This is a genomic window from Pseudomonas sp. LB1P83 (genome assembly GCF_054897885.1).
Genome location: NZ_CM142709.1, coordinates 2,291,084 through 2,311,209, shown reverse-complemented (window position 1 = coordinate 2,311,209; position 20,126 = coordinate 2,291,084). Strand labels below are relative to the sequence as shown.

The window sequence follows — 20,126 nt, the reverse complement described above, 5'->3', positions numbered from 1 at the left end:
GCAAGCCTCGCTCCTACGGGGAGCCGCTGTGACCTGTAGGAGCGAGGCTTGCCCGCGAAGAACGATAACGCGGTGTTGCGTCATGCGCGGGCCGTGCGCCAGGCATCGATCAGTTCGACGAAGGTGTCCTGCACTTGGCGGATCAGCGCCTCGTCATCGATTTCACCGGCCATCCACGCGCGGCTCGGTTCCTGAAAAATCGTCCGGCCCACGGCGAATCCACGGCACGTCTGGCTTTGACTCGCTTGTTGAAACCCTTCGGCTAGCGCAGCCGCTGGCGCATTCAGACCCAGCAACACCACGCCACGGCAGTACGGATCGCGCTCCTGAATCAGCTCGTCGAGTTGCTTCCATTCCTCGGCACTCTGCGCTTCGATCTTCCACCACGCCGGGTAAATCCCCAGGTTGTAGAGGCGTTTCAGCGCGCGATACAGCACGTCCGGATGGGTCGACGGATGATCCTTGGGCGGGATGATTTCCAGCAGCAGTTCATGCCCGCTGACCTGAGAGGCCTGATACAAACCTTTGATCTGCGCTTCCTGTTCCAGACGCAGCATCGGCTCGTCGTCAGGATGAAATTGCACCAGGCACTTGATGATTTGTTCCTGCGGCCAGGCAATCAGGTTGCTGCCGATCGAGCGCCCATGTTCAAACGCCAACGGCCGCGAGCCCTGGACTTCCACCGGCCGCGCCACCCACCAGCCGCGACCTGTGGCAGCATTCAACGAATCCTGGCCGAAGCGTTGATCGGCGAGCAAGCCGACATCAGCATCGATCCCTTGCTCGCGCAAATCGGTTTCAACCCGCTCAACAGCCTTGATAAAAAGTTGCTTCAGTTCGCAGATGGCGTTCAGGTCGCGGCCTCCCTTCTGCGCCAGTTCCACCAGTTGCCCACGATGATCAAAGGCAAAAATGAACAGCTGCCGCCACTGTTTGCGCGGTACGCTGACCTGGTGCAGGCGCTGCAACACCTCATCCTGATCCGGCCGGGTAATCGGCACCGGGCTGTTGAACAGGTAGTCGAGTTCGGCGCGGGTCGGCATCGCCGGAGCGCACGCATGGCGCGACACCACCAGACCGCCGCAGGCATTGGCCAACTGGCAGCAACGCTCATCGCTGGCATCCTCCAGCCAACCGCTGAGAAAGCCCGAAATGAAGGCATCACCGGCCCCTAACACGTTGAGCACTTCCACCCGCACGCCGGGGTAAATCGCCCCGTCTTCAAGACGCACCGGAATCACCCCGTGAATCACCGTACAACCCTGCGGGCCGAGCTTGACCACCAGTGTCGCGGCGCTCAGGCGCCGAACATTACGCAACGCCGTGAGCAAATCCTCGGCGCCGCCAGCAATCAAAAACTCTTCTTCCGTGCCAACGATCAAGTCGAAACGCGGCAGGATTTTCTGTACATGATGACTGACGTTCTGATCGGCAACGAACCGGGTTTCCCCGTCGGCCTTGCCGGCCAGCCCCCACAGCACCGGGCGATAGTCGATATCCAGCACACGTTTGACGTTGTGCTTCTCGGCGTAATCCAGCGCCTGGATGCTCGCCTTGTAGACGCCGTCGGTGGAGAAATGGGTGCCGGTGATCAGCAAGGCTTTGCTGGAGGCAATAAAGGCTTCGTTGATGTCCTCGGCCCGCAACGCCATGTCGGCGCAGTTTTCGCGGTAGAACACCAAAGGAAAGGTTTCGCGGTCCTTGAGACCGAGCAGGACCATGGCCGTCAGGCGTTCCGCATCGACCTTGATGCCGCTGACATCACAGCCTTCACGGGCCAGGGATTCCAGGAGGAACCGGCCCATGTGGTCGTCCCCTACCCGGCTCAACATCGCCGATTTAAGCCCCAACCGCGCGGTGCCGAAGGCGATGTTGGCGGACGATCCTCCGAGGTATTTGGCGAAGCTTGAAACATCTTCCAGCCGCGCCCCGACTTGCTGCGCATAGAGGTCGACGCCAAGGCGCCCCAGGCAAATCAGATCCAATTGACGCCCACTGGCAAAACGAGTCTGGCCCATGCTGGCTCCTGTTATTTTTATCAGCCTGCGTTCGGGTCGATGGAGGCGCCGAACGCTCTTGGTGGGATGCAGACTAAAACGACCGGGACCGAACAATCAATAATTATTCCAAATAATTTTTACGTGGAATATTTTTTCCAATAAACTTTTACAAAAGCATTCCAGACACAGTGCATCGTTTCAGCAAACCTCACGCCGGCCGCAAGCTCAAGATTTTATTCCGGCCTACCCTGTAGACTGCGCACAGCCAACCTATTGTCAGGGGACGACAAAAAAAGTCGTCCCTATAAGAACAAGCCAGAAGGATTCCCTATGTCCCGCACCGATCAGCCGGCTTCGACCGAGAGCACGCCCGACAGCGATCTCGTCAGCCCCCCGATCAATGCCGAGCGTCTGCTGCAGCTGATCACCAACGAATACGAAAGCCTGCCGCGCCAGCTCAAACGCATCGCCAGCTACATGAGCCAGCAAAGCGACCGGATCATGGTCGACCGCATCAGCGACATCGCCCGTGAGTGCGAAGTGCACCCGTCGGCCATCGTGCGGTTCTCCCAGCGCTTCGGCTTCAGCGGTTTCAGCGAAATGCAGGCCCTGTTCCGCGAGGCGTACACGCACAAAACCACGCCGGTGCAGAACTACCAGCAGCGCATTCGCAGCATGATTGCCAACAAATCGCAGAAAGCCAGCGGCGGCGACCTCGCCCGCGAGTGCATCGACGCGACCCTGTCCGGCATCGAACGGCTGGGGCAGGAACTCGATGACGAGGCTTTCGACAAAGCCGTGGACCTGGTGGTCAACGCCGACAACATCTACGTGGTCGGCGTGCGCCGCTCGTTCGCCGTGGCCGATTACCTGGTCTACAACCTGCAACACACCAACAAGCGCATCCACCTGGTCTCGGGCCTCGGCGGCAGTTACCGCGAGCAGATGCGCAGCGTGCGCGCCAATGACCTGGTGATCGCGATCAGCTTCACGCCCTACGGAAAGGAAACCCAGCACTGTCTGCGCATCGCCCAGCACCATCAGGCGAAAACCCTGATCATCACCGACAGCAACCTCTCGCCGCTGGCCAAGCGCGCCAACACCGTGCTGCTGGTCAACGAAGGCAGCTCGTTCGCCTTCCGCTCGTTGAGCGCGACGCTGTGCCTGTGCCAGGCGCTGTTTATCGCCGTGGCGTATCGACTGGAATTGAAGGTCGACGAGATTCACGAACAGGTCGGTTTCGACGATTAGCCCAGCGCCGTTTGCAGGTCGCCGAACCTCAGCTAAGGTAGTCCATCCCGACATGGACACCTGAAGGAGCGGCTCAATGAAACTGATCGGCATGCTGGATTCGCCCTACGTGCGGCGCGTGGCCATTTCCGCCAGACACCTGGGCATCGACCTGGAGCACGAATCGGTTTCGGTGTTCCGCCACTTCGAGCACTTCCAGCAGATCAACCCCGTGGTCAAGGCGCCCACCCTGGTGCTGGACGATGGCGAGGTGTTGATCGACTCGACGCTGATCATCGACTACCTGGAAGCCTTGGCCAGCCCCGGCAAAAGCCTGATGCCCGACGACCTCAAGCAGCGACTGCGCGCATGGCGCCTGATCGGGCTCGGGTTGGCGGCGTGCGAAAAGTCGGTACAGCTTTACTACGAACGCAACCTGCGCCCGGCCGAGATTCAGTACCAGCCTTGGGTTGAGCGCGTCGAAGGCCAACTCGCCGCAGCCTATTCGGCTCTTGAGTGCGAGCTGGAAAAACAGCCTCTGGCAAACGGCGCCTTGATCGGGCAAGACGGCATCACCCTCGCCGTCGCCTGGAGCTTCACCAACCTGGTGACACCGGATCAAGTCGATGTGGAACGGTTTCCTTTAATCGCGGAATTCACCGCGCAGGCGGAAAAGCTTGAGGCCTTCATCAGTACCCCGATAACCTGACCGGCCCCCTCGAACGGACCCGACCATGACCGCCGCCGAGCAACCTGCCCCGGCGCTGAAGGAAATCTTCAACGCCGAACGCCTCAAGCACATCGCGACCGAAATGACCGCGGTCTACCCGGCGTTCAACGCCAAAGCCTTCCTGAAAATGGCCAACGACGGCCTCGCCGACCTGTCGATCATGCAACGCATGGCCCGGGTCAGCGAATGCCTGCACGCCGTGTTGCCGCTGGGTTATGACGAATCCCTCGAAGTGCTGCGCGCCCTCGCCCCTCGTTTGAACAGCGGGTTTGTCAGCATTTCGTTGCCGCATTATGTGGCGATGTATGGCGGGCATGATTTTGAGCGGTCGATGGAAGCGCTCAGGTACTTCACTGCGTTTGGGTCGGCGGAATTTGCGATTCGGTATTTTCTGCGCAGCGATCTCGAACGGTCGTTGGCGCTGATGCGGGAATGGTCTCGGGATGAGAATGAGCATGTTCGGCGTCTGGCCAGTGAAGGCAGTCGACCGCGGTTGCCGTGGTCGTTTCGGTTGGAGCAGATTCAGAGTGATCCGACATTGGCGGTGGCGATTCTCGATAACCTCAAGGCGGATGACAGCCTTTACGTGCGCAAGTCGGTGGCTAATCACCTTAATGACATTACCAAGGACCATCCGGAGTGGGTGTTGGATCTGATTGAGGGTTGGTCGCTGGAGAACAAGCACACGGCGTGGATTGCCAAGCATGCGTTGCGCAGTTTGACTAAGCAGGGGAATCAGCGGGCGTTGGCGATTATTGGGGCAAGTGGCAAGGCTGAGGTTGAGATTGTTGGGGTGAAGGTTGAGCCGGCGGTGATTCGGTTGGGGGAGAAAATCACCCTGTCGTTTGCGGTGAAATCCACGGTGCCAGAGAGTCAGCGGCTGGTGATTGATTATGCGATTGACTACGTCAAAGCCAATGGCAGCACCTCGGCGAAGGTGTTCAAGCTTAAGGCGTTGACGCTGCCTGGCAAGGCCACTGAACGGGTCAGCCGCGGTCAGCAGATCAAGGAACTCACCACGCGCAAACACTATGTGGGCAAACACGCAGTACACATCCTGGTAAACGGCGAACGCCTCGCCACCACCTCATTCGAAATCCTCGCATAACTTGTAGCAGCTGCCGAGCAGCGCGAGGCTGCGTCCGACTGCGAAGCAGTCGTGAAATCAGGCAGCCGGTTCTTTCAGGAAAACCACGTTTACCGTTTTGCGAAGACTACGTCCTCGAACGCAGCCTCGCGCTGCTCATCAGCCGCTACACATGCAGGCACTGATTGACTGTTAAGTAAATCCACCCCGCTATTTCCAGACCAATCTTGCCAGCGCATCACAAATGACAACATCGCCTGATGTTCGCACTTTATTTCGTCTTTTTCGTGGGTGTGCATTTGGTGTGAACAGAGAGCTGATCCTGTCCGACTTCTTCCTTGAGCTGATCAGCTGCGTACTGACAGGCCTCCAGATTTTCGTTCAAACAAAGGTTATGGGTTGTCATGAAATGAAAAAGCGCTGTCGCCAAATGAAAGGCTGGCGCACGCCCCGTCTATAAACTCCTCATCAAGTCTGCGCAGCAAGCCCATGAGTGAGCGGTCGATAACCAGTTCTTTTCCGCCCCAGGGGATCCGCTTCGCATGCTGCGGCAGTCTTGGCGGGCAGCGCGAGCAGATGGCACTGTATTCCTCCGCGTGCGGCAAGACAGGTGCGATTCGCACGACGGGAAACGGTTAATATCCACCTACTAATGTATAACTATAAGTCCACAGTCTACTGCGCAGCCACTCCAATAAAGCTCACACATTAAAAAATGTGTTCCTAGAACTACATTGTGAAAGATAAAAATAAGTAATATTTTTGCGATTTGTTTTTTTGTTGAATCCATGAATTTTATAAAAACCATGACAACCCTTGCAGAGATATCACTTCAACACCCTCAATGCTGGAAGCTCGATATAAATAATCGAATCCTATTCGACGGCGCCAATCAAATACACTTAACTAATATTGAGAGCATCATTGTAAAAAACATGCTCCTCAAGAAGGAGCGCGTCATTAGTAAAACAGAGCTAATTAGTAGTATTGGGAGAGATCCCGATCTCTATCGCGGCCTGGAGATGAGTTTGAGTAGACTGCGAATAAAATTCAAGAACAGTACTGAAGGAAGGCATCTCTTTCGCGCAGTCAGAAATCGTGGCTACTGCCTCACTCAAACCATACATATTAATGGGGAGCCGTCTCGGGAATTTACGTGAGATAAGCGGCAATACACCCCTCGCATGGTCATATGGCTGATGATGACTAACGAAATTATGAATTTAGGGGGGCTGCGGGCGCAGCGTTCAAGATGAGTGAGTTCACTTTTTACGATTGAGCTTGAGCTTGAGCGGAAAAAGTGGACGGATTTATTATTGAAAAAATAAATCCGGTCCCTTTGCGCCGTTTGTTTCATCTGCAACACTCCTTCTGCTTACACAGAATTTAGGTGTGTTGCATCGACCGGTTGAATCCACAGCCATAAGCAGTCAGTGGACAGACCAGGTGTAACCTGATTGCCGCGTTGCACCATTTTACTCGTGCATAGGTAACTGCCTGCTTTTTACCGTTGTATTTCTTGTGCGCAACCTGCGCAGTCAGAACCGGTTGCCGCCCAACCACTGACATCTCTGCCAAAGGAGTCTCCCCATGTCAAAGCTATATCCCGGTATCGATCCTGAGGGGCTGGTCGAGTACTCAGTGGTCTACACCGACCGCTCGCTCAACCACATGTCACAGTCATTTCAAGGCGTGATGAAGAACATTTCCAGGACCCTGAAACAGGTCTACAACGCCCAGGCTGTTGCGGTAGTCCCGGGCAGCGGCACATTCGGCATGGAAGCGGTGGCGCGACAGTTTGCCACCGGCCAGCAATGCCTGGTGATACGCAACGGCTGGTTCAGTTATCGCTGGAGCCAGATCCTTGAGATGGGCAACATCCCGGCGGCCACTACGGTGCTGAAAGCCCGACCGGTCGACACGAGCCGTCAGGCTGCCTACGCCCCACCCCCTCTGGACGAAGTGCTGGCAGCCATTGCGGCGCAGAAGCCGCAGATTGTCTTCGCCCCCCACGTTGAAACCTCATCAGGGATTATCCTGCCCGACGACTACCTGCGGGCCGTCGGCGACGCCGTGCATGCGGTGGGTGGCCTGTTCGTGCTGGACTGCATCGCCTCGGGCACGCTTTGGGTTGATATGCACAAATGCGCAGTCGACCTGCTGATCAGCGCACCGCAAAAAGGCTGGAGCGCCTCTCCTTGCTGCGCCCTGGTGATGCTCAGTTCTTTGGCCCTCGAGCGCATCGAACAGACGCATAGCAGCAGCTTCGCCTGCGACCTGAAAAAGTGGCTTCAGATCATGCAGGCCTACGAACAGGGCGGACATGCCTACCATGCGACCATGCCCAGCGATTCCCTCGCGCGGTTTAACGAAGTGATGAAAGAGACGCAAGCCTACGGTTTCGACAAAGTCCGCGGCGAACAGCAGGCTCTGGGCGATCGGGTGCGCGCAATGTTGACCGGCAAAGGCATCAAAAGCGTGGCCGCAGCTGGCTTTCAGGCCCCTGGTGTAGTGGTGAGCTACACCGATGATGCCGACATCAAGAGCGGCAAGAAATTTGCCGATCACGGCCTGCAGATCGCCGCCGGAGTGCCGTTGCAATGCGACGAGCCGGCCGACTTCCAGACCTTCCGCATCGGTCTGTTCGGACTCGAAAAGCTGCACAATATCGAGCGTACGGTCAGCACCCTCGAGCAGGCACTGGACGAGGTGATGGTTAACTAATCGCTCATCCTGGCGTCATCAATGTCGCATTTAAACGCGACAGTGATGTCGCCAGAAAGTAGTCAGGCGTATTAGTAGGAGGAGTTGCAATGACAACAATCGATGTGAAATCCCGATTCGAAGCAAAGCTTCTTCGTCCGGCAAAGCCCGGTAATGATACGTCATGGGCGTTCGCAGTACTGCCAAGAGACGCGAGTGAACCGCTTCCCAGGCGAGGAAGGACGACAGTTGAAGGCACAATCAATGGGCACCCTTTCCAGGCAACCCTTGAGCCCGATGGTCAGCTGAGCCATTGGCTGAAGCTAAGTAGCGAGTTACTCGACGCCGCAGGTGTGGTCGTTGGGGATGTCGTTACACTCGAGCTAACCCCTGTGAAGAAGGAACCCGAGCCTGACATCCCGGCAGATTTTGAGGAAGCACTGGCAGCCACTCCTGAGGCTCGTAAAGTTTGGAATACTACAACGACCCTCGCACGAGTGGACTGGATTCACTGGATTACATCAGCCAAGCAACTCAAGACGCGCGAAAAGCGAATGGGTGATGCCTGCGATATGCTTGCAACCGGCAAGAAGCAGGTTTGCTGTTTCGACCCGTCCGGCTATTACAGTAAGGCCTTCCGTGCGCCTGAGGCAGAAAACCTTTAAAAGGAACATTCCGTTGAATACGCCTGACAACGCGTTCCCCTCGTTCCCCGGGACAGACTAAAGCCGGCCTTTTGGCTTAATTGTTATGAATGTCTGTAAAGGGGCGAATAGCGACCACCACGTGTTGTGACTGATTCACCCTTGTCCTCCGTCAACGTGGAGGACGAGCCATGAACACTATTGCCAGATACAGCAATCAGCCTTGTAACAAGGGAAAACCTGTCGGGCAGAAACCCCCGCTCCGAGTCAGAGATATCTGGGCCATTCGGGTCAGACTCCAGCTCGCGGAGAAGACACGTGATTTGGCGCTCTTCAACTAGGCCATCGACAGCAAGCTGTCCAGCTTCTGCTTGGTCATACGAAGCTTGAAAGCACCGTCAGATACTTGGGAATCGAGGTCGATGATGCCCTGGAAATGGCGGAACAAACGGAAGTCTGACCTCCATAGTGACGGTCGATGCTTGACCGTCGCAATCCGACCCATAGCTGACATTCAAGGTCTTTCTAGCCATGCAGCGAATCATCTTTGATATCGTCGGCAAACTTGCGCATAAGACGCACTAGGTTCTCGAAGTCCCGCTCGTCCCATGTGGCGAATATAGACTGTCCAATTCTCTCGCGCGCATCGTCGACACGATCAGTCATCGCTTTGCCCTTCTCGGTAACGACAGATTCTCGGACACGGCGGTCGATTGCGCTTTCCTGCCTGTGGATCAATCCTAAGGTTTCCAGCTTCGCGATCTGACGGCTGACAGTCGTGTAATCGCGCCCAACGCGATCCGCCAGCTCGACAACGCCAATGGGCCCCAGCCGCTCCACCAAAACCAGTAACGGAAACAGCGCACGGTCGAGGGATATTCCAGCCTCTCGAACCATCGCTTCGTCGCGCTGAGGTCGGTTCATCACCCCGACAATCTCAAGGAGCGCCCCATGAAGCTCGCGGAGCTGGTTGTTTATATGTGTATGTTGCACATTTTTTGTTGACACGATTCTTTCTCCGTCTGAATATGTGCATATTGCACATGTTGGTGGTCGAAATGAAAGAGCAATTCGCAGTGGATGTGTTGATTTGCGGTGCGGGTGCGGCCGGTTTGACCTTGGCGATTGACTTGGCAAGAAGGGGAATTGCCTTTCGTCTCATCGAAAAAGCGGACCATCCTTTCCATGGATCGCGCGGTAAAGGTATTCAGCCAAGAACTCAGGAGATATTCGAGGATTTCGGGATCCTCGACCGAATTGTTGCAGTGGGAGGAGCTTATCCGACTGAACGGCGCTATCGCGATGACGGGAGCTACAGTGACTCAGATGTCATGGTGCATCAGGACGCGACACCGGCCGAGCCTTACCACTTGCCTTTGATGGTGCCGCAATTTCTGACCGAAAGCGTAATGCGCGAACGCCTGCTTGAACTGGGCTACAGGCCTGAGTTTGGTTGCGAGCTAATAGGTTTCGAACAGGATATGGACGGCGTAACGGCACGTCTTCTTGGCAAGGCTGGCGACGAGTCGCTTCGCGTGCGGTGGCTGGTTGGCGCCGATGGCGGTCGTAGCTTTGTGCGTCATGCGCTTAATGTCGAATTCCCGGGCAAGACTCTAGGCGTGCGCGCTCTGGTAGCCGATGTCGTGCTGTCAGGCCTGTCGCGCGATTGTTGGCACCGCTTTGGCGATGGCGACATGGAGCGGCAGATCGCGCTGTGCCCACTGGCCGGTACTGAGATGTTTCAGATACAGGGCCCGATCCCGTTCGATGTGGACATGGACCTTTCCTCCGAAGGACTGACAGCGATAGTGGCGAAACGCACCGGCCGCGACGACATTCACGTCCAATCGGTCTCCTGGTCCTCGGCCTACACGATGAATGCGCGCCTGGCGGATCATTATCGTGTGGGTCAGGTTTTTCTCGTCGGGGACGCCGCGCACATTCATCCCCCCACTGGCGGACAAGGTCTAAATACCAGCGTACAGGACGCGTACAACCTAGGTTGGAAGCTGGCTGCGGTCGCCAATGGAGCGCCTAATACGCTGCTCGACAGCTATGAAGAGGAGCGGCGACCTGTCGCGGCAGCAGTCCTTAACCTGGCGACAAAGCTTCTTGACGATCTGAAGCGTGGCGACATGCGGCGTGGCCGGGAGACGCATCAACTTGATATTGGCTATTCCCAATCGACACTCGTGATGGAGCAGACTGAACGTAATGTCGGTTTGTTTGCTGGCGACCGCGCACCGGACGCAAAGGTGTGGGGGGCCGCCGGCCAATCACTACGGCTATTCAACCTGTTTCAGGGCGCACACTGGACACTGCTTGGCTATGGGGTAGAGCGCGGGCTCGTGCCGCCTCGCCCTGGACTGCATATCCATACCTTTGGCCCAAGCGGCGAGATATCTGATGATCAAAGGCATTTTTTCAGCGCTTACGAACCCGCTATTGGCGATTGGGTGTTAGTACGCCCCGACGGCTACATCGGTGCGGTCGTTAAGATTGACGATGTCGAATCTCTAGAGCGCTATCTCGCACAGGTAGGACTCAGTGCGGCCAATACTTGCTGTTACTGATGAAGCTGAAAGTGGAAAGATTTTTTCTGGTTTATTTGTCCGACTCCGAACGGCTGCTTCTGGCCGTTCTGCCTCGTGCGAAGGGCAGCTTTTGGCCGAGAGTGTGTAAAAACGTCAGATTGGGTTTTCTATATCGACGCTAAAAGACCGTGCTCACGTTTCGCAACCTGATAAAGGTCACGGCGGTTTCAGGAACAGTCAACACGGCCCAGTAGCCTCTTAACCCCCCCAGGTTGGGTAAATAGACCGATTTTTACGCCGTTAACGCTTCAATCAAGCCAGTGGTGCCGATGATTTTCATGACCCTTTTCAGGCTGTAGGCGAGCACGTTCAGACTCATCTCTGCACTGACCCCGTTGAGCTTTCGCGTCAGGAAGTGCGTTGCGCCCATCCATTGTTTGAGCGTCCCGAGGGGATGCTCAACCGTCCATTTTCGGATCCGCATCATTTCCGGCGCGTTGCTCAGCCTGTTCTGCATTTCCTCCAGGACGGATTCATGCTCCCAGCGTCGAACCCGCCGTTCCGTGCTCGGTGTGCACTGCGGTTTCATTGCGCAGTCCCGGCATTTCGAACTCCAGTAACGGTGCAACGTCAGGCCTTTTTCAACGTTGGTATAGCGCCAGATCAGCGCCTCTCCAGCCGGGCAAACGTATTCGTTCTTTGCCGCGTCATCGACCGCTGCCTGCACGTTGTAACCGACGATTCCAGTGCCACAAGTCATCATGGAACGGGCGTCTGGATCGGTCCGTGAGACCTGTTTATCCAGCGATTCGTTGAGCTGAGTTTCAATGATCTGTAACTCTTTCATCTGAGCGTTGAGCTTGTCGATTTTCTCTTGCAGACGAGTAGCCGATTCAATTTCTTCCATGCCGCTTCAGTTTGGCGCCGGTGAAATTGCGGTCGCGATTGTTGACGGCCTTAAATTTACTGCCGTCGATGGCAACCAGATTTTCTCCGAACAGTCCCAACTGCTGGCACAGCACCACGAATTGGCGGCAGACACCTCGGATGGCCTTGCTGTTTTCTTTTCGGAAGTAGGCGATGGTCTTGAAATCGGGCATCAAACGCCCGGTCAGCCACATCAGCTAGACGTTACGCTGGGCTTCTCGTTCAAGACGCCGGCTCGATGGGATGCGGTTCAGATAGCCGTAGATGTAGATCTTCAGGAGGACAGCGGGATGGTTAGCAGGCCGGCCAGTATCGACCGGTATGGCGCCTTCAAAACCCAGTTTGACCAGGTCGAGTTCGTCGACAAAGACGTCGACTACGCGCACCGGATTGGTATCCGTGACGTAGTCGTCGAGGCTTTCGGGAAGGAAGGTACTTTGGCCTCGATGTTCACCTTGGATAAAGCGCTTCATGGGCGATCCCTGCGATGAAATCCTCAGAAATCATAGCAAGGGTTCGAGAAAGCGTTTTTACACACTCCGGGCCGATAGCAGCCAGCAATGATCCGATTCTCGCCCAAAAGCTCAGACCTCATGGTTACAGTTGCCGACTTACCCTCCCTCTGTGACGACGGACTAACCCACCGCCACAGAGGGTTTGGCACTTACTCCTTCACCTCAACCTTATCCAACGCCTGATTCACCGCCAATTCCCCCAGCATCACCACTTGCGTAATCCCCAGCAGCGTCTTGCGGTGCGAGTTATCCAGCAACGCAGCGAAATTGCTGAGCATGGTGGTGGCCGAGCCCAGTGATTCGGTGTCGTACGCAGGGTTGGCGAGGAACATGGGTTCGGGTTCGTGGGTGCTGGCCATGATGTTGGCACCTGGGTTGAGGTAGTGGTCGAGGGCGCGTTCGGCGGCTTCGTGGAGTTTTTTGGAATCGAGGGATTCGTAGGGGGATGCCGGATTGGTGTCCGGTGGGTTGGGTGTTGGTTTGATCATAGTGAAACTCCGATGCTATTTAAAAAAGGAGCCATCGCCCTCTCGCTACCAAACGGAGGGTGGCGGCCATACGGAGGTTGGTAGACCGGGCATCGGAACCGGCGCTCCCGAAGGAGCCCTACGCATGGCCACCATAAAATCGCAGTCCTGAGGAAAGGACCGCCGAAGGTGACGCTATGCGTCGATGCTGTGGGTCTACCAAACCCATCGCTGTTTTTCAGCGACGGGACCACGATAGAACCCACACCCTGGACGCACAAGCCGGCGGATTCTGGCGTACGCGTAGGTAATGACGCAAGGCGTTGTAGCCGTTGGGACGTAACACTGAGTGTCTTTAAACGTGGGGCCTTGAGCATGTTTAAGGCATCAAATGTCGGGCGGAAAATTCTTGGCTGAAATTGATGGTGTCGGGTCTGACGCCATCGCGAGCAGGCTCGCTCCTACAGGGGATTTAGGTTGAATTCTAGATTTTTTGGGGGGGGCAATGGGTGTGGCCGGTGTCTGGTCGGCATCGGGTTCGGGATTATTTCGGCGCCCTCGGACGCAGCCTCGCGGGCTCGACAGCTGCTACAGAGACATTGCGTTGGCTGGGCATTGATAGTCCGTCCCGCCACTTCGAGCGGGATACGGATCACCTACTGAATCCACTGCCTGGAAATCCTTCACGACATCTGTGCACGACACCAGGCGCGATGATGAGCTCTAGCCCTTCAGCTCGTCCTTCATATCATCCAGCGCATCGATGATTGCGTCATCGCTGTCCCATGCGATCAGAGATCCAACCCCAGACGATCTGTCCGATACCCCCCGTAATGGTGAAAAGTACGGAGTACGCCGCGGCCTCGGCGAAGTTGCAGTGAGCCACGAATGCCAGGTACTGAGGCAACCAGAAGCTGATGCCAAAATACCCAACGATGGCGAGCATCGAGACGATGCGCGATTGTGCTGATGTTCGGATTGCGCATCGCGGACCGAAAGGCTCCCTCAGGTGCCACCACCGTCCCCTGGGCAGCGATCAACGCGGGAACTGTTTCACTCGCGTCAGGCACATGATCGACGAACGACTCATATCTCTTTTTGGTGCAAAACCACCAATCAACGTCCCCCACGGATAGCCAGTGTGATGCAGACCCAACGCGAAGCCGCGTCTCTCACGAGACCACCACTGCGACAACGACGTGACTTCGATGGCCTCACCGGCACCACCAAAGGCGTGGGAAATCACCTGCAACGCCACCAGCACCCCAAGTGATCCGGTCAGGAAATTCAACCCGGTCAGAAAGGTAAACAGCGTGTAGGCAATCACGATTGGCAGGTGACGGTACTTCCTCATCCAGCCTTGCCCACCCTTGTCAGCCCAGATCATGCAAGGCACAGCGATCAACGATGTTGCGATGGTGATAAACGCCGCGAGCAGGCCTGTCATCTCTGCGCTGGTTTTGAATTCACTCGTGATCGAGGGCAACACCATGAAGAACATCTGGCGTGAGTTGGCATCCATGGCGTAGACCAGCCAGAGCAAAGCCATTGCTCCCCACGAAGCGGTCCTGCTCCTTTGGAAACCCGAGTGAACGACGCAATGACACCAGCTTTTTCTTGAGCGAGTCCCATAGGATTATCTCCCGCTGAGTTTTATTTTTAGTGTTCCCCGACAATTGATCAGCGCAGAGCATTCGCAACGTCGGGTCTGCAGGCGACTCCAGAACACTGGGAGCGTTGGAATTCACCGTCTGCAGATTAGAAACCCGACGAGATTTGATGCATATAACTAATAAATCACACCTGCTTTGAAGTTTTGGCACAGGTAGGTGACAGCCTGATTGGGTCAGGGCACCAGCGAACCCCAGGGTTCAAGATCACTCAGGCGAGAGGTCAACTCCAACAACATCGGTAACAGGTGACAGGCTGCAATCGGCTGTGGATTAAACCGGTCGACGGCCGGCGCGTTCAACCTATCGCCATAAATCCCCGGGGAAAATCACCACCCTGCATATTTCGTTCTTTGTCGGCTTTCGTATTGACATATCGATAAATCTCGATATTCTCAGCTTATGGAATTACTCGAAATATTCAAAGCCCTCTCAAACCCTACACGCCTTGAAATCTTGAAAGGCTTGAAGGATCCCGCAAAGAACTTCCCTCCGCAGGATGAAGGTGACGTTCTCACGGTGGGGGTCTGCGTCAGTAGTATTCAAGAAGGTATCGGACTGTCGCAGTCAACGGTGTCTGGTTATCTTGCAACTCTGCAACGAGTGGGCCTGGTCGAAGTCAGGCGCATCGGTCAGTGGACCTACTACAAACGGAATGAAGCGACCATCAGTGCGCTTGCCGAGATCATAGGGAAAGATCTGTAATTTTTTTACTGCATGATATCGAGATTTCTCGATATCCCTTTTTGTCGATACGAGGATTTGTAATGAAAGCGATGATGCTTAAATCATTTGGTGGCCCGGAATCGTTCGAACTTTGCGAGGTGCCCAAGCCAGTGCCGCGTGCGGGACAAGTCTTGGTGCGGGTGCACGCAACCTCCATCAACCCCTTGGATTATCAGGTTCGACGTGGCGATTATGCCGATTTGGTGCAACTGCCGGCCATTACCGGACACGACGTATCGGGCGTTGTCGAAGAAGTTGGGCCGGGTGTGACGACCTTCGCTCCGGGCGACGAAGTCTGGTACACCCCGCAAATATTTGACGGGCCAGGAAGTTATGCCGAGTACCACGTTGCGGCCGAAAGCATTATCGGGAAGAAGCCGCCATCACTGAGCCATCTTGAGGCGGCAAGTCTGACCCTGGTTGGCGGGACGGTGTGGGAAGCCCTTACCGTGCGAGCGGCGCTCAGAGTGGGGGAAAGCATTCTGATACACGGTGGCGCCGGAGGAGTCGGTCATGTAGCGATCCAGGTGGCAAAAGCCATTGGAGCGCGGGTCTTCACGACCGTGCGCGAAACCAACGTTGAGTTCGCACGAAGCATGGGTGCCGATGTGGTCATCGACTACGAAAAAGAGGATTACGTCGACGCCATCAATCGGGAAACGGATGGCCGTGGAGTCGATGTGGTGTTCGACACCATCGGCGGCAACACTTTGTCGCGCAGCCCCGACGTGCTCGCTCAACTTGGCCGAGTGGTCTCGATTGTGGACATTGCCCATCCGCAAAACCTCGTTCAGGCCTGGGGCAAGAACGCGAGTTATCACTTCGTTTTCACCCGACAAAACCGCGGCAAGCTGGATGAGTTGAGCACGTTGATAGCGCGCGGTCAGCTGCGCCCGCACGTTGGCGCCGTCTATTCACTTGCCGACCTTGCGCTCGCCCATGCACGGTTGGAGAGCCCCAACAACGGTCTTCAAGGAAAAATCGCGATTGCAGTCGAGCCATCGCTCATCCCGTGAGTGCGTACTTTTAACTGTTTAAGTCATTTTCGAGGAACGCCATGATTTATGAAATCGCTCTGCTCCCGGTTCACAAAGAACGCGTTGAAATGTTCAGACGTGCATTTGCCGAGGTCGCTCCTTTGCTCACCCGCGCAAAGGGTTACGGCGGCCATTTGCTCGCGCAAGGGATCGAAAGCCCCGAGCTATTCAACCTGATAGTTCGCTGGGCTTCACTTGAGGATCACACGCCGGGCTTTGAAGAGAGTGAAGACCATCGAATGTTCATGATGGGCTTGGAGGAATATTTTTCGGAAGAACCGAGGGTCTACCATATCGAAGGGGCAGCTTTTTCTGCTGGCGAACAGGATGATTTGAACAGCACCGGTAGCATGGGTAATGCTAGAGCCTCAAGGGGTTTGTGGCTTTAAAGCAATTGGCGTTATCGGAAATAGGCAGGCTAGTTGTGTTGCATGGACCGGTTGAATCCACAGCCGTTAGCGGATGTTCATGGCCGGTCCGCTTTCGGCCAAAAACTGGCACTCACACATTTAAGCGATCAAGCAATAACGCTAAAACCCTTCCGGTACTGATATTTTTCAATCAGCTGCATCCAGTTCATCCTCCTGCGGGTAGTACAGGTAGTAGCCACAGCTGCTGAACTGATTACTTTTCTGGAGAGATTTGCATGAACGCTAAACGATTCCTGGGCATTGTCAGTACTACGCTTGCTGCCACCTGCTTGTTGGTCACAGTGCCAGCTGCCTATGCGCAAACAGATTTGCCCGACAGCATCAAGGTCCCGGACGGTCATAAGGTCGCGATGGAGACCGTGGGCGTGGGCGAGATCACGTATGAGTGTCGCGACAAGGCTAACTCCGCCGGCCAGACTGAATGGACTTTCGTCGGACCCAAAGCGGTACTGAATGATCGCAGCGGCAAACAGGTCGGCACCTACTTTGGACCGCCTGCCACCTGGCAAGCCAATGACGGCTCTAAAATTACCGGAACGCAACTGGCGGTTGCACCCTCAGGTACGGGTGACCTCCCTTATCAGTTGGTCAAAGCCAACCCTGCGGAAGGCAAAGGCGCGATGAGCAATGTCAGTTTTATCCAGCGGGTGGCCGTTAAAGGTGGCGTAGCGCCAACAATCGAATGCTCCGCCGCAAACAAAGGCAATCGTGAGGTCGTGAAATATCAAGCTGACTATATTTTTTGGGCAGCCAATTAAGCCAACGATCCAGGACAGGTTGTTAGCGCACAAAGTCGTCTACTCTGCTCCGATGGACCCCCAGCCTTAGGGCTGGGGTAATTACTACCTGCAGGCGGCTGAAAACCTTGTCACTACCTGAGCCCTGTTTTGACTACGAAGCCTGTTTAGCTGCTTGTGCCCGCGGCGAGCAGCAAGCATTGCAAGACTTGTATGAGCAGGAAAGTGCTCGTCTTTTGGGAGTTGCCAAGCGAATTGCTCGCAGTAACGCCTTGGCCGAAGACATCGTGCACGATGTCTTTATCAAAATATGGACCCGTGCCGCCAGCTTCGATCCGGCACGAGGCTCTGCCCGTGGCTGGATCTTCAGCGTGACGCGGCATTTGGCGCTCAACTTCATGCGTGATAACGCCCGGGAGGTACAGGTCAGCGAGCAAAGCGAAATGGCATTGCTAGCCTTAGCATCCATGGAGGCATCGTTAGAAAGTGTGGACGCCTTCGATTTTCGAGCCCGTTCAGGACGTATATATGTGTGCCTTGAACAACTGGAGCCGGCGCGGCGCAACTGCATACTCCATGCGTATGTAGACGGCTATTCGCATTCAGAAATATCGCAGAAACTGGGCGCACCGCTGGGGACCGTCAAAGCCTGGATCAAACGCAGTCTGGTGGCATTGCGGGAGTGCATGGGATGACCATAAGCCCAGAGGATGACAGCCCCGACAACATTGACGAACTGGCGAGTGAGTATGTGTTAGGCACGTTGCCGGCCGAGCAACGCATCGAGATACAAAAGCGTCTCGCTCAGGAAGCGGATTTGCGAGCGGCTGTAGATGGGTGGGAACAGCGTTTGCTTGCGTTGACCGATCTGGCTGAACCGCAACCCCCTACCCCACTTCTCTGGCGGCGAATCGAGCGCAGCTTGAACAGCAATGACCGGCGAGCACCACAAGTGACGGCCGCTGTGAAGCCAATCTCGTGGTGGAACCTTCTCCCTCTATGGCGCGGACTCGCGGGGGCAGGTCTTTTCGCAACGCTGTTGCTCGCAACGGTGCTTCTGACACGAACAGCTCCGTTGAATCCGACCACCTACCTGGTCGTTCTGGTGGCTCCGCAGAACCAGGCTCCCGGCTGGGTCATTCAGGCGAGCAACCCAAAGGAAATCCAACTGATTCCTTTAGGGGTAGCGCAAGTCCCAACCGACAAAGCACTTGAGTTCTGGACCAAAGCGGACGGCTGGCAAGGACCGGTGTCCCTTGGATTGGTCAAACCTGGGCAAACGCTTTCTGTCCCTTTGGATAAATTACCGCCGCTGGAATCCAACCAGCTCTTTGAATTGACTCTGGAGAACCCCAATGGATCGCCGACGGGCAAACCCACAGGACCGATTCAGTTCATTGGCCGGGCGGTTAAAGTGATCTGACCTCGGGCGGCTTTAGCCGAAAAACCAGTAACACACCACAATCGAGGCCAGCACCCCGACCAGATCCGCCAGCAGGGCGCAGCCCACGGCATGCCGGGCACGTTGCAGGCCGACCGAGCCGAAGTACACCGCCAGCACATAGAAGGTGGTCTCGGTACTACCCTGCATGGTCGCGGCGACCAGCGCCGGGAAGCTGTCGACGCCGTGGGTCTGCATGGTCTCGATCAGCATGGCGCGCGCCGCGCTGCCGGAGAAGGGTTTGACCAGGCCGGTGGGCAGCGCCTCAACGAAGCGCGTGTCCCAGCCCAGGCTCTCGACCAGCCAGCGGATGCCGTCGAGCGCCAGGTCCAAGGCACCGGAAGCGCGCAGCACACCCACGGCGCAGAGCATGGCGATCAGGTAGGGCAGGAGGTTTTTCGCCACCTCGAAACCTTCCTTGGCGCCCTCGACGAAGGTTTCGTAGACCGCCACCCGCTTCAACGCGCCCAGCAATAGGAAGGTCAGGATCAGGCCGAACAGGGTCAGGTTGCCGAGCAGCGAGGAGAGCGCCGCCAGCGCGGTCGCCGAAAGCCCGGCGAGTATCGCCATAAAGCCACCGAGCAGCAGCGCGCCGCCGCCGAACCAGGCCAGCAGCACCGGGTCCCAAAGTTTCAGGCGCTGCATCACGGCCACCGACAGCAGCCCGCTTAGGGTGGAGACGCTGTTGGCCAGCAGGATCGGCAGGAACACCATGGCCGGATCAGCCGCCCCTTGCTGGGTGCGGTACATAAAAATCGACACCGGCAGCAGGACGAAGGACGAGGCGTTCATCACCATAAACAGCACTTGGGCGTTGCTCGCCGCGATGTTGCTCGGGTTGAGTTCCTGCAAGGCCTTCATCGCCCGCAGGCCGATGGGCGTGGCGGCGTTGTCCAGGCCCAGGCCATTGGCGGTGAAACTCAGGGTGATCAGGCCCAGGGCCGGGTGGCCACGCGGCACTTCCGGCATCAAACGGGCGAACAACGGGCTCAACAGGCGCGCCAGCACGTCGACCAGGCCGGCCTTCTCTGCGATTCGCAGGAAGCCGAGCCAGAGCGTCAGGGTGCCAAACAGCAGGACCATGACTTCGACCGACAGCTTGGCCATGGCGAACAGGCTTTCGACCATGGCGGCGAATACCGTCGGGTCATCCCCCAGCAACCAGCGGGAAAAGCCGGCAATCGCCGCCACCACGAAAAACCCCAGCCACAAGCCGTTGAGCATAGTTATCCCCCGTTTTAATGGGC

General features: G+C 56.4%; 19 protein-coding genes and 2 pseudogenes. 14 read left to right on the top strand and 7 right to left on the bottom strand.

Going from position 1 to position 20,126, the window contains the following annotated elements:
- Positions 1-80: 80 nt before the first annotated feature.
- Entirely contained in the window at positions 81-2,018 is a 1,938-nt protein-coding gene (locus ACYZTY_RS10795) for a bifunctional 5-dehydro-2-deoxygluconokinase/5-dehydro-2-deoxyphosphogluconate aldolase (RefSeq protein ID WP_461958460.1), read from the bottom strand.
- Between the two features lie 312 nt (positions 2,019-2,330).
- Between ACYZTY_RS10795 and ACYZTY_RS10790 the strand changes: the two genes are divergently transcribed.
- The 7 genes and pseudogenes from ACYZTY_RS10790 (at position 2,331) to ACYZTY_RS10760 (ending at position 8,854) form a co-directional block, all read left to right on the top strand.
- Positions 2,331-3,251, top strand: a complete 921-nt coding sequence (locus ACYZTY_RS10790; RefSeq protein ID WP_461958459.1) for a MurR/RpiR family transcriptional regulator — start codon at positions 2,331-2,333, stop codon at positions 3,249-3,251.
- Between the two features lie 76 nt (positions 3,252-3,327).
- A complete protein-coding gene (locus tag ACYZTY_RS10785) occupies positions 3,328-3,939 on the top strand; it encodes a glutathione S-transferase (RefSeq protein ID WP_461958458.1) in 612 nt (203 codons plus the stop codon).
- Between the two features lie 25 nt (positions 3,940-3,964).
- Positions 3,965-5,068 carry a DNA alkylation repair protein gene (locus ACYZTY_RS10780; protein ID WP_461958457.1) on the top strand — a complete coding sequence of 368 codons (1,104 nt, stop codon included), beginning with the start codon at positions 3,965-3,967 and terminating at the stop codon, positions 5,066-5,068.
- 767 nt (positions 5,069-5,835) lie between these two features.
- On the top strand, positions 5,836-6,207 hold the full coding sequence (locus ACYZTY_RS10775; protein ID WP_461958456.1) for a winged helix-turn-helix domain-containing protein: 372 nt from the start codon (positions 5,836-5,838) through the stop codon (positions 6,205-6,207).
- Between the two features lie 430 nt (positions 6,208-6,637).
- Positions 6,638-7,771 (top strand): alanine--glyoxylate aminotransferase family protein, encoded by a 1,134-nt coding sequence (locus tag ACYZTY_RS10770; protein WP_461958455.1) that lies wholly within the window; start codon positions 6,638-6,640, stop codon positions 7,769-7,771.
- A gap of 89 nt (positions 7,772-7,860) precedes the next feature.
- Entirely contained in the window at positions 7,861-8,415 is a 555-nt protein-coding gene (locus ACYZTY_RS10765) for a YdeI/OmpD-associated family protein (RefSeq protein ID WP_461958454.1), read from the top strand.
- A 170-nt stretch (positions 8,416-8,585) separates the two neighbouring features.
- Positions 8,586-8,854 (top strand): annotated as a pseudogene (locus tag ACYZTY_RS10760) (hypothetical protein).
- A 65-nt stretch (positions 8,855-8,919) separates the two neighbouring features.
- On the opposite strand, the gene ACYZTY_RS10755 reads toward ACYZTY_RS10760, so the two are convergent.
- Positions 8,920-9,402 carry a MarR family winged helix-turn-helix transcriptional regulator gene (locus ACYZTY_RS10755; protein WP_461958453.1) on the bottom strand — a complete coding sequence of 161 codons (483 nt, stop codon included), beginning with the start codon at positions 9,400-9,402 and terminating at the stop codon, positions 8,920-8,922.
- A gap of 50 nt (positions 9,403-9,452) precedes the next feature.
- On the opposite strand from ACYZTY_RS10755, the gene ACYZTY_RS10750 reads away from it, so the two are divergent.
- Complete coding sequence (locus tag ACYZTY_RS10750; RefSeq protein ID WP_461958452.1) at positions 9,453-10,967, top strand: FAD-dependent oxidoreductase; 1,515 nt, start codon at positions 9,453-9,455, stop codon at positions 10,965-10,967.
- 253 nt (positions 10,968-11,220) lie between these two features.
- Here ACYZTY_RS10750 and ACYZTY_RS10745 read toward each other — a convergent pair.
- The 4 genes and pseudogenes from ACYZTY_RS10745 to ACYZTY_RS10730 all read right to left on the bottom strand — a co-directional run bounded on the left by ACYZTY_RS10745 (position 11,221) and on the right by ACYZTY_RS10730 (position 14,386).
- A pseudogene (locus tag ACYZTY_RS10745) lies at positions 11,221-12,328 on the bottom strand (transposase).
- A gap of 191 nt (positions 12,329-12,519) precedes the next feature.
- Positions 12,520-12,858 (bottom strand): DUF6124 family protein, encoded by a 339-nt coding sequence (locus ACYZTY_RS10740; RefSeq protein WP_461958451.1) that lies wholly within the window; start codon positions 12,856-12,858, stop codon positions 12,520-12,522.
- A gap of 751 nt (positions 12,859-13,609) precedes the next feature.
- Positions 13,610-13,783, bottom strand: coding sequence for a hypothetical protein (locus ACYZTY_RS10735; protein WP_461958450.1), 174 nt, complete (start codon positions 13,781-13,783; stop codon positions 13,610-13,612).
- Positions 13,784-13,873: 90 nt separating this feature from the next.
- On the bottom strand, positions 13,874-14,386 hold the full coding sequence (locus ACYZTY_RS10730) for an MFS transporter (RefSeq protein ID WP_461958449.1): 513 nt from the start codon (positions 14,384-14,386) through the stop codon (positions 13,874-13,876).
- 523 nt (positions 14,387-14,909) lie between these two features.
- Between ACYZTY_RS10730 and ACYZTY_RS10725 the strand changes: the two genes are divergently transcribed.
- The 6 genes from ACYZTY_RS10725 (at position 14,910) to ACYZTY_RS10700 (ending at position 18,861) form a co-directional block, all read left to right on the top strand.
- Complete coding sequence (locus ACYZTY_RS10725) at positions 14,910-15,212, top strand: ArsR/SmtB family transcription factor (RefSeq protein WP_123509004.1); 303 nt, start codon at positions 14,910-14,912, stop codon at positions 15,210-15,212.
- A gap of 62 nt (positions 15,213-15,274) precedes the next feature.
- Complete coding sequence (locus ACYZTY_RS10720; protein ID WP_461958448.1) at positions 15,275-16,249, top strand: zinc-dependent alcohol dehydrogenase family protein; 975 nt, start codon at positions 15,275-15,277, stop codon at positions 16,247-16,249.
- A 41-nt stretch (positions 16,250-16,290) separates the two neighbouring features.
- The gene (locus ACYZTY_RS10715) at positions 16,291-16,659 is read left to right on the top strand and encodes an antibiotic biosynthesis monooxygenase family protein (RefSeq protein ID WP_461958447.1); all 369 of its coding nucleotides are present in this window, start codon (positions 16,291-16,293) and stop codon (positions 16,657-16,659) included.
- A gap of 257 nt (positions 16,660-16,916) precedes the next feature.
- Complete coding sequence (locus ACYZTY_RS10710) at positions 16,917-17,459, top strand: DUF3455 domain-containing protein (RefSeq protein ID WP_461958446.1); 543 nt, start codon at positions 16,917-16,919, stop codon at positions 17,457-17,459.
- Positions 17,460-17,566: 107 nt separating this feature from the next.
- Positions 17,567-18,133, top strand: a complete 567-nt coding sequence (locus tag ACYZTY_RS10705; RefSeq protein ID WP_461958445.1) for a sigma-70 family RNA polymerase sigma factor — start codon at positions 17,567-17,569, stop codon at positions 18,131-18,133.
- Positions 18,130-18,861, top strand: coding sequence for an anti-sigma factor (locus ACYZTY_RS10700; RefSeq protein ID WP_461958444.1), 732 nt, complete (start codon positions 18,130-18,132; stop codon positions 18,859-18,861). Before ACYZTY_RS10705 ends, ACYZTY_RS10700 begins: the two co-directional genes overlap by 4 nt.
- A gap of 12 nt (positions 18,862-18,873) precedes the next feature.
- Here the strand turns inward: ACYZTY_RS10700 and ACYZTY_RS10695 are convergent, their stop codons facing one another.
- Positions 18,874-20,103, bottom strand: coding sequence for a nucleoside recognition domain-containing protein (locus ACYZTY_RS10695; RefSeq protein WP_461958443.1), 1,230 nt, complete (start codon positions 20,101-20,103; stop codon positions 18,874-18,876).
- Between the last annotated feature and the right edge of the window lie 23 nt (positions 20,104-20,126).

Excerpts from the sequence above, each read along its gene's own strand:
- ACYZTY_RS10770 (WP_461958455.1), top strand. The coding sequence starts at position 6,638 with ATGTCAAAGCTATATCCCGGTATCGATCCTGAGGGGCTGGTCGAGTAC.
- ACYZTY_RS10790 (WP_461958459.1), top strand. The coding sequence starts at position 2,331 with ATGTCCCGCACCGATCAGCCGGCTTCGACCGAGAGCACGCCCGACAGC.
- ACYZTY_RS10700 (WP_461958444.1), top strand. The coding sequence starts at position 18,130 with ATGACCATAAGCCCAGAGGATGACAGCCCCGACAACATTGACGAACTG.
- ACYZTY_RS10725 (WP_123509004.1), top strand. The coding sequence starts at position 14,910 with ATGGAATTACTCGAAATATTCAAAGCCCTCTCAAACCCTACACGCCTT.
- ACYZTY_RS10710 (WP_461958446.1), top strand. The coding sequence starts at position 16,917 with ATGAACGCTAAACGATTCCTGGGCATTGTCAGTACTACGCTTGCTGCC.
- ACYZTY_RS10775 (WP_461958456.1), top strand. The coding sequence starts at position 5,836 with ATGAATTTTATAAAAACCATGACAACCCTTGCAGAGATATCACTTCAA.
- ACYZTY_RS10740 (WP_461958451.1), bottom strand. The coding sequence starts at position 12,858 with ATGATCAAACCAACACCCAACCCACCGGACACCAATCCGGCATCCCCC.
- ACYZTY_RS10795 (WP_461958460.1), bottom strand. The coding sequence starts at position 2,018 with ATGGGCCAGACTCGTTTTGCCAGTGGGCGTCAATTGGATCTGATTTGC.
- ACYZTY_RS10780 (WP_461958457.1), top strand. The coding sequence starts at position 3,965 with ATGACCGCCGCCGAGCAACCTGCCCCGGCGCTGAAGGAAATCTTCAAC.
- ACYZTY_RS10735 (WP_461958450.1), bottom strand. The coding sequence starts at position 13,783 with ATGCTCGCCATCGTTGGGTATTTTGGCATCAGCTTCTGGTTGCCTCAG.
- ACYZTY_RS10785 (WP_461958458.1), top strand. The coding sequence starts at position 3,328 with ATGAAACTGATCGGCATGCTGGATTCGCCCTACGTGCGGCGCGTGGCC.
- ACYZTY_RS10695 (WP_461958443.1), bottom strand. The coding sequence starts at position 20,103 with ATGCTCAACGGCTTGTGGCTGGGGTTTTTCGTGGTGGCGGCGATTGCC.
- ACYZTY_RS10720 (WP_461958448.1), top strand. The coding sequence starts at position 15,275 with ATGAAAGCGATGATGCTTAAATCATTTGGTGGCCCGGAATCGTTCGAA.
- ACYZTY_RS10730 (WP_461958449.1), bottom strand. The coding sequence starts at position 14,386 with ATGGCTTTGCTCTGGCTGGTCTACGCCATGGATGCCAACTCACGCCAG.
- ACYZTY_RS10750 (WP_461958452.1), top strand. The coding sequence starts at position 9,453 with ATGAAAGAGCAATTCGCAGTGGATGTGTTGATTTGCGGTGCGGGTGCG.
- ACYZTY_RS10765 (WP_461958454.1), top strand. The coding sequence starts at position 7,861 with ATGACAACAATCGATGTGAAATCCCGATTCGAAGCAAAGCTTCTTCGT.
- ACYZTY_RS10715 (WP_461958447.1), top strand. The coding sequence starts at position 16,291 with ATGATTTATGAAATCGCTCTGCTCCCGGTTCACAAAGAACGCGTTGAA.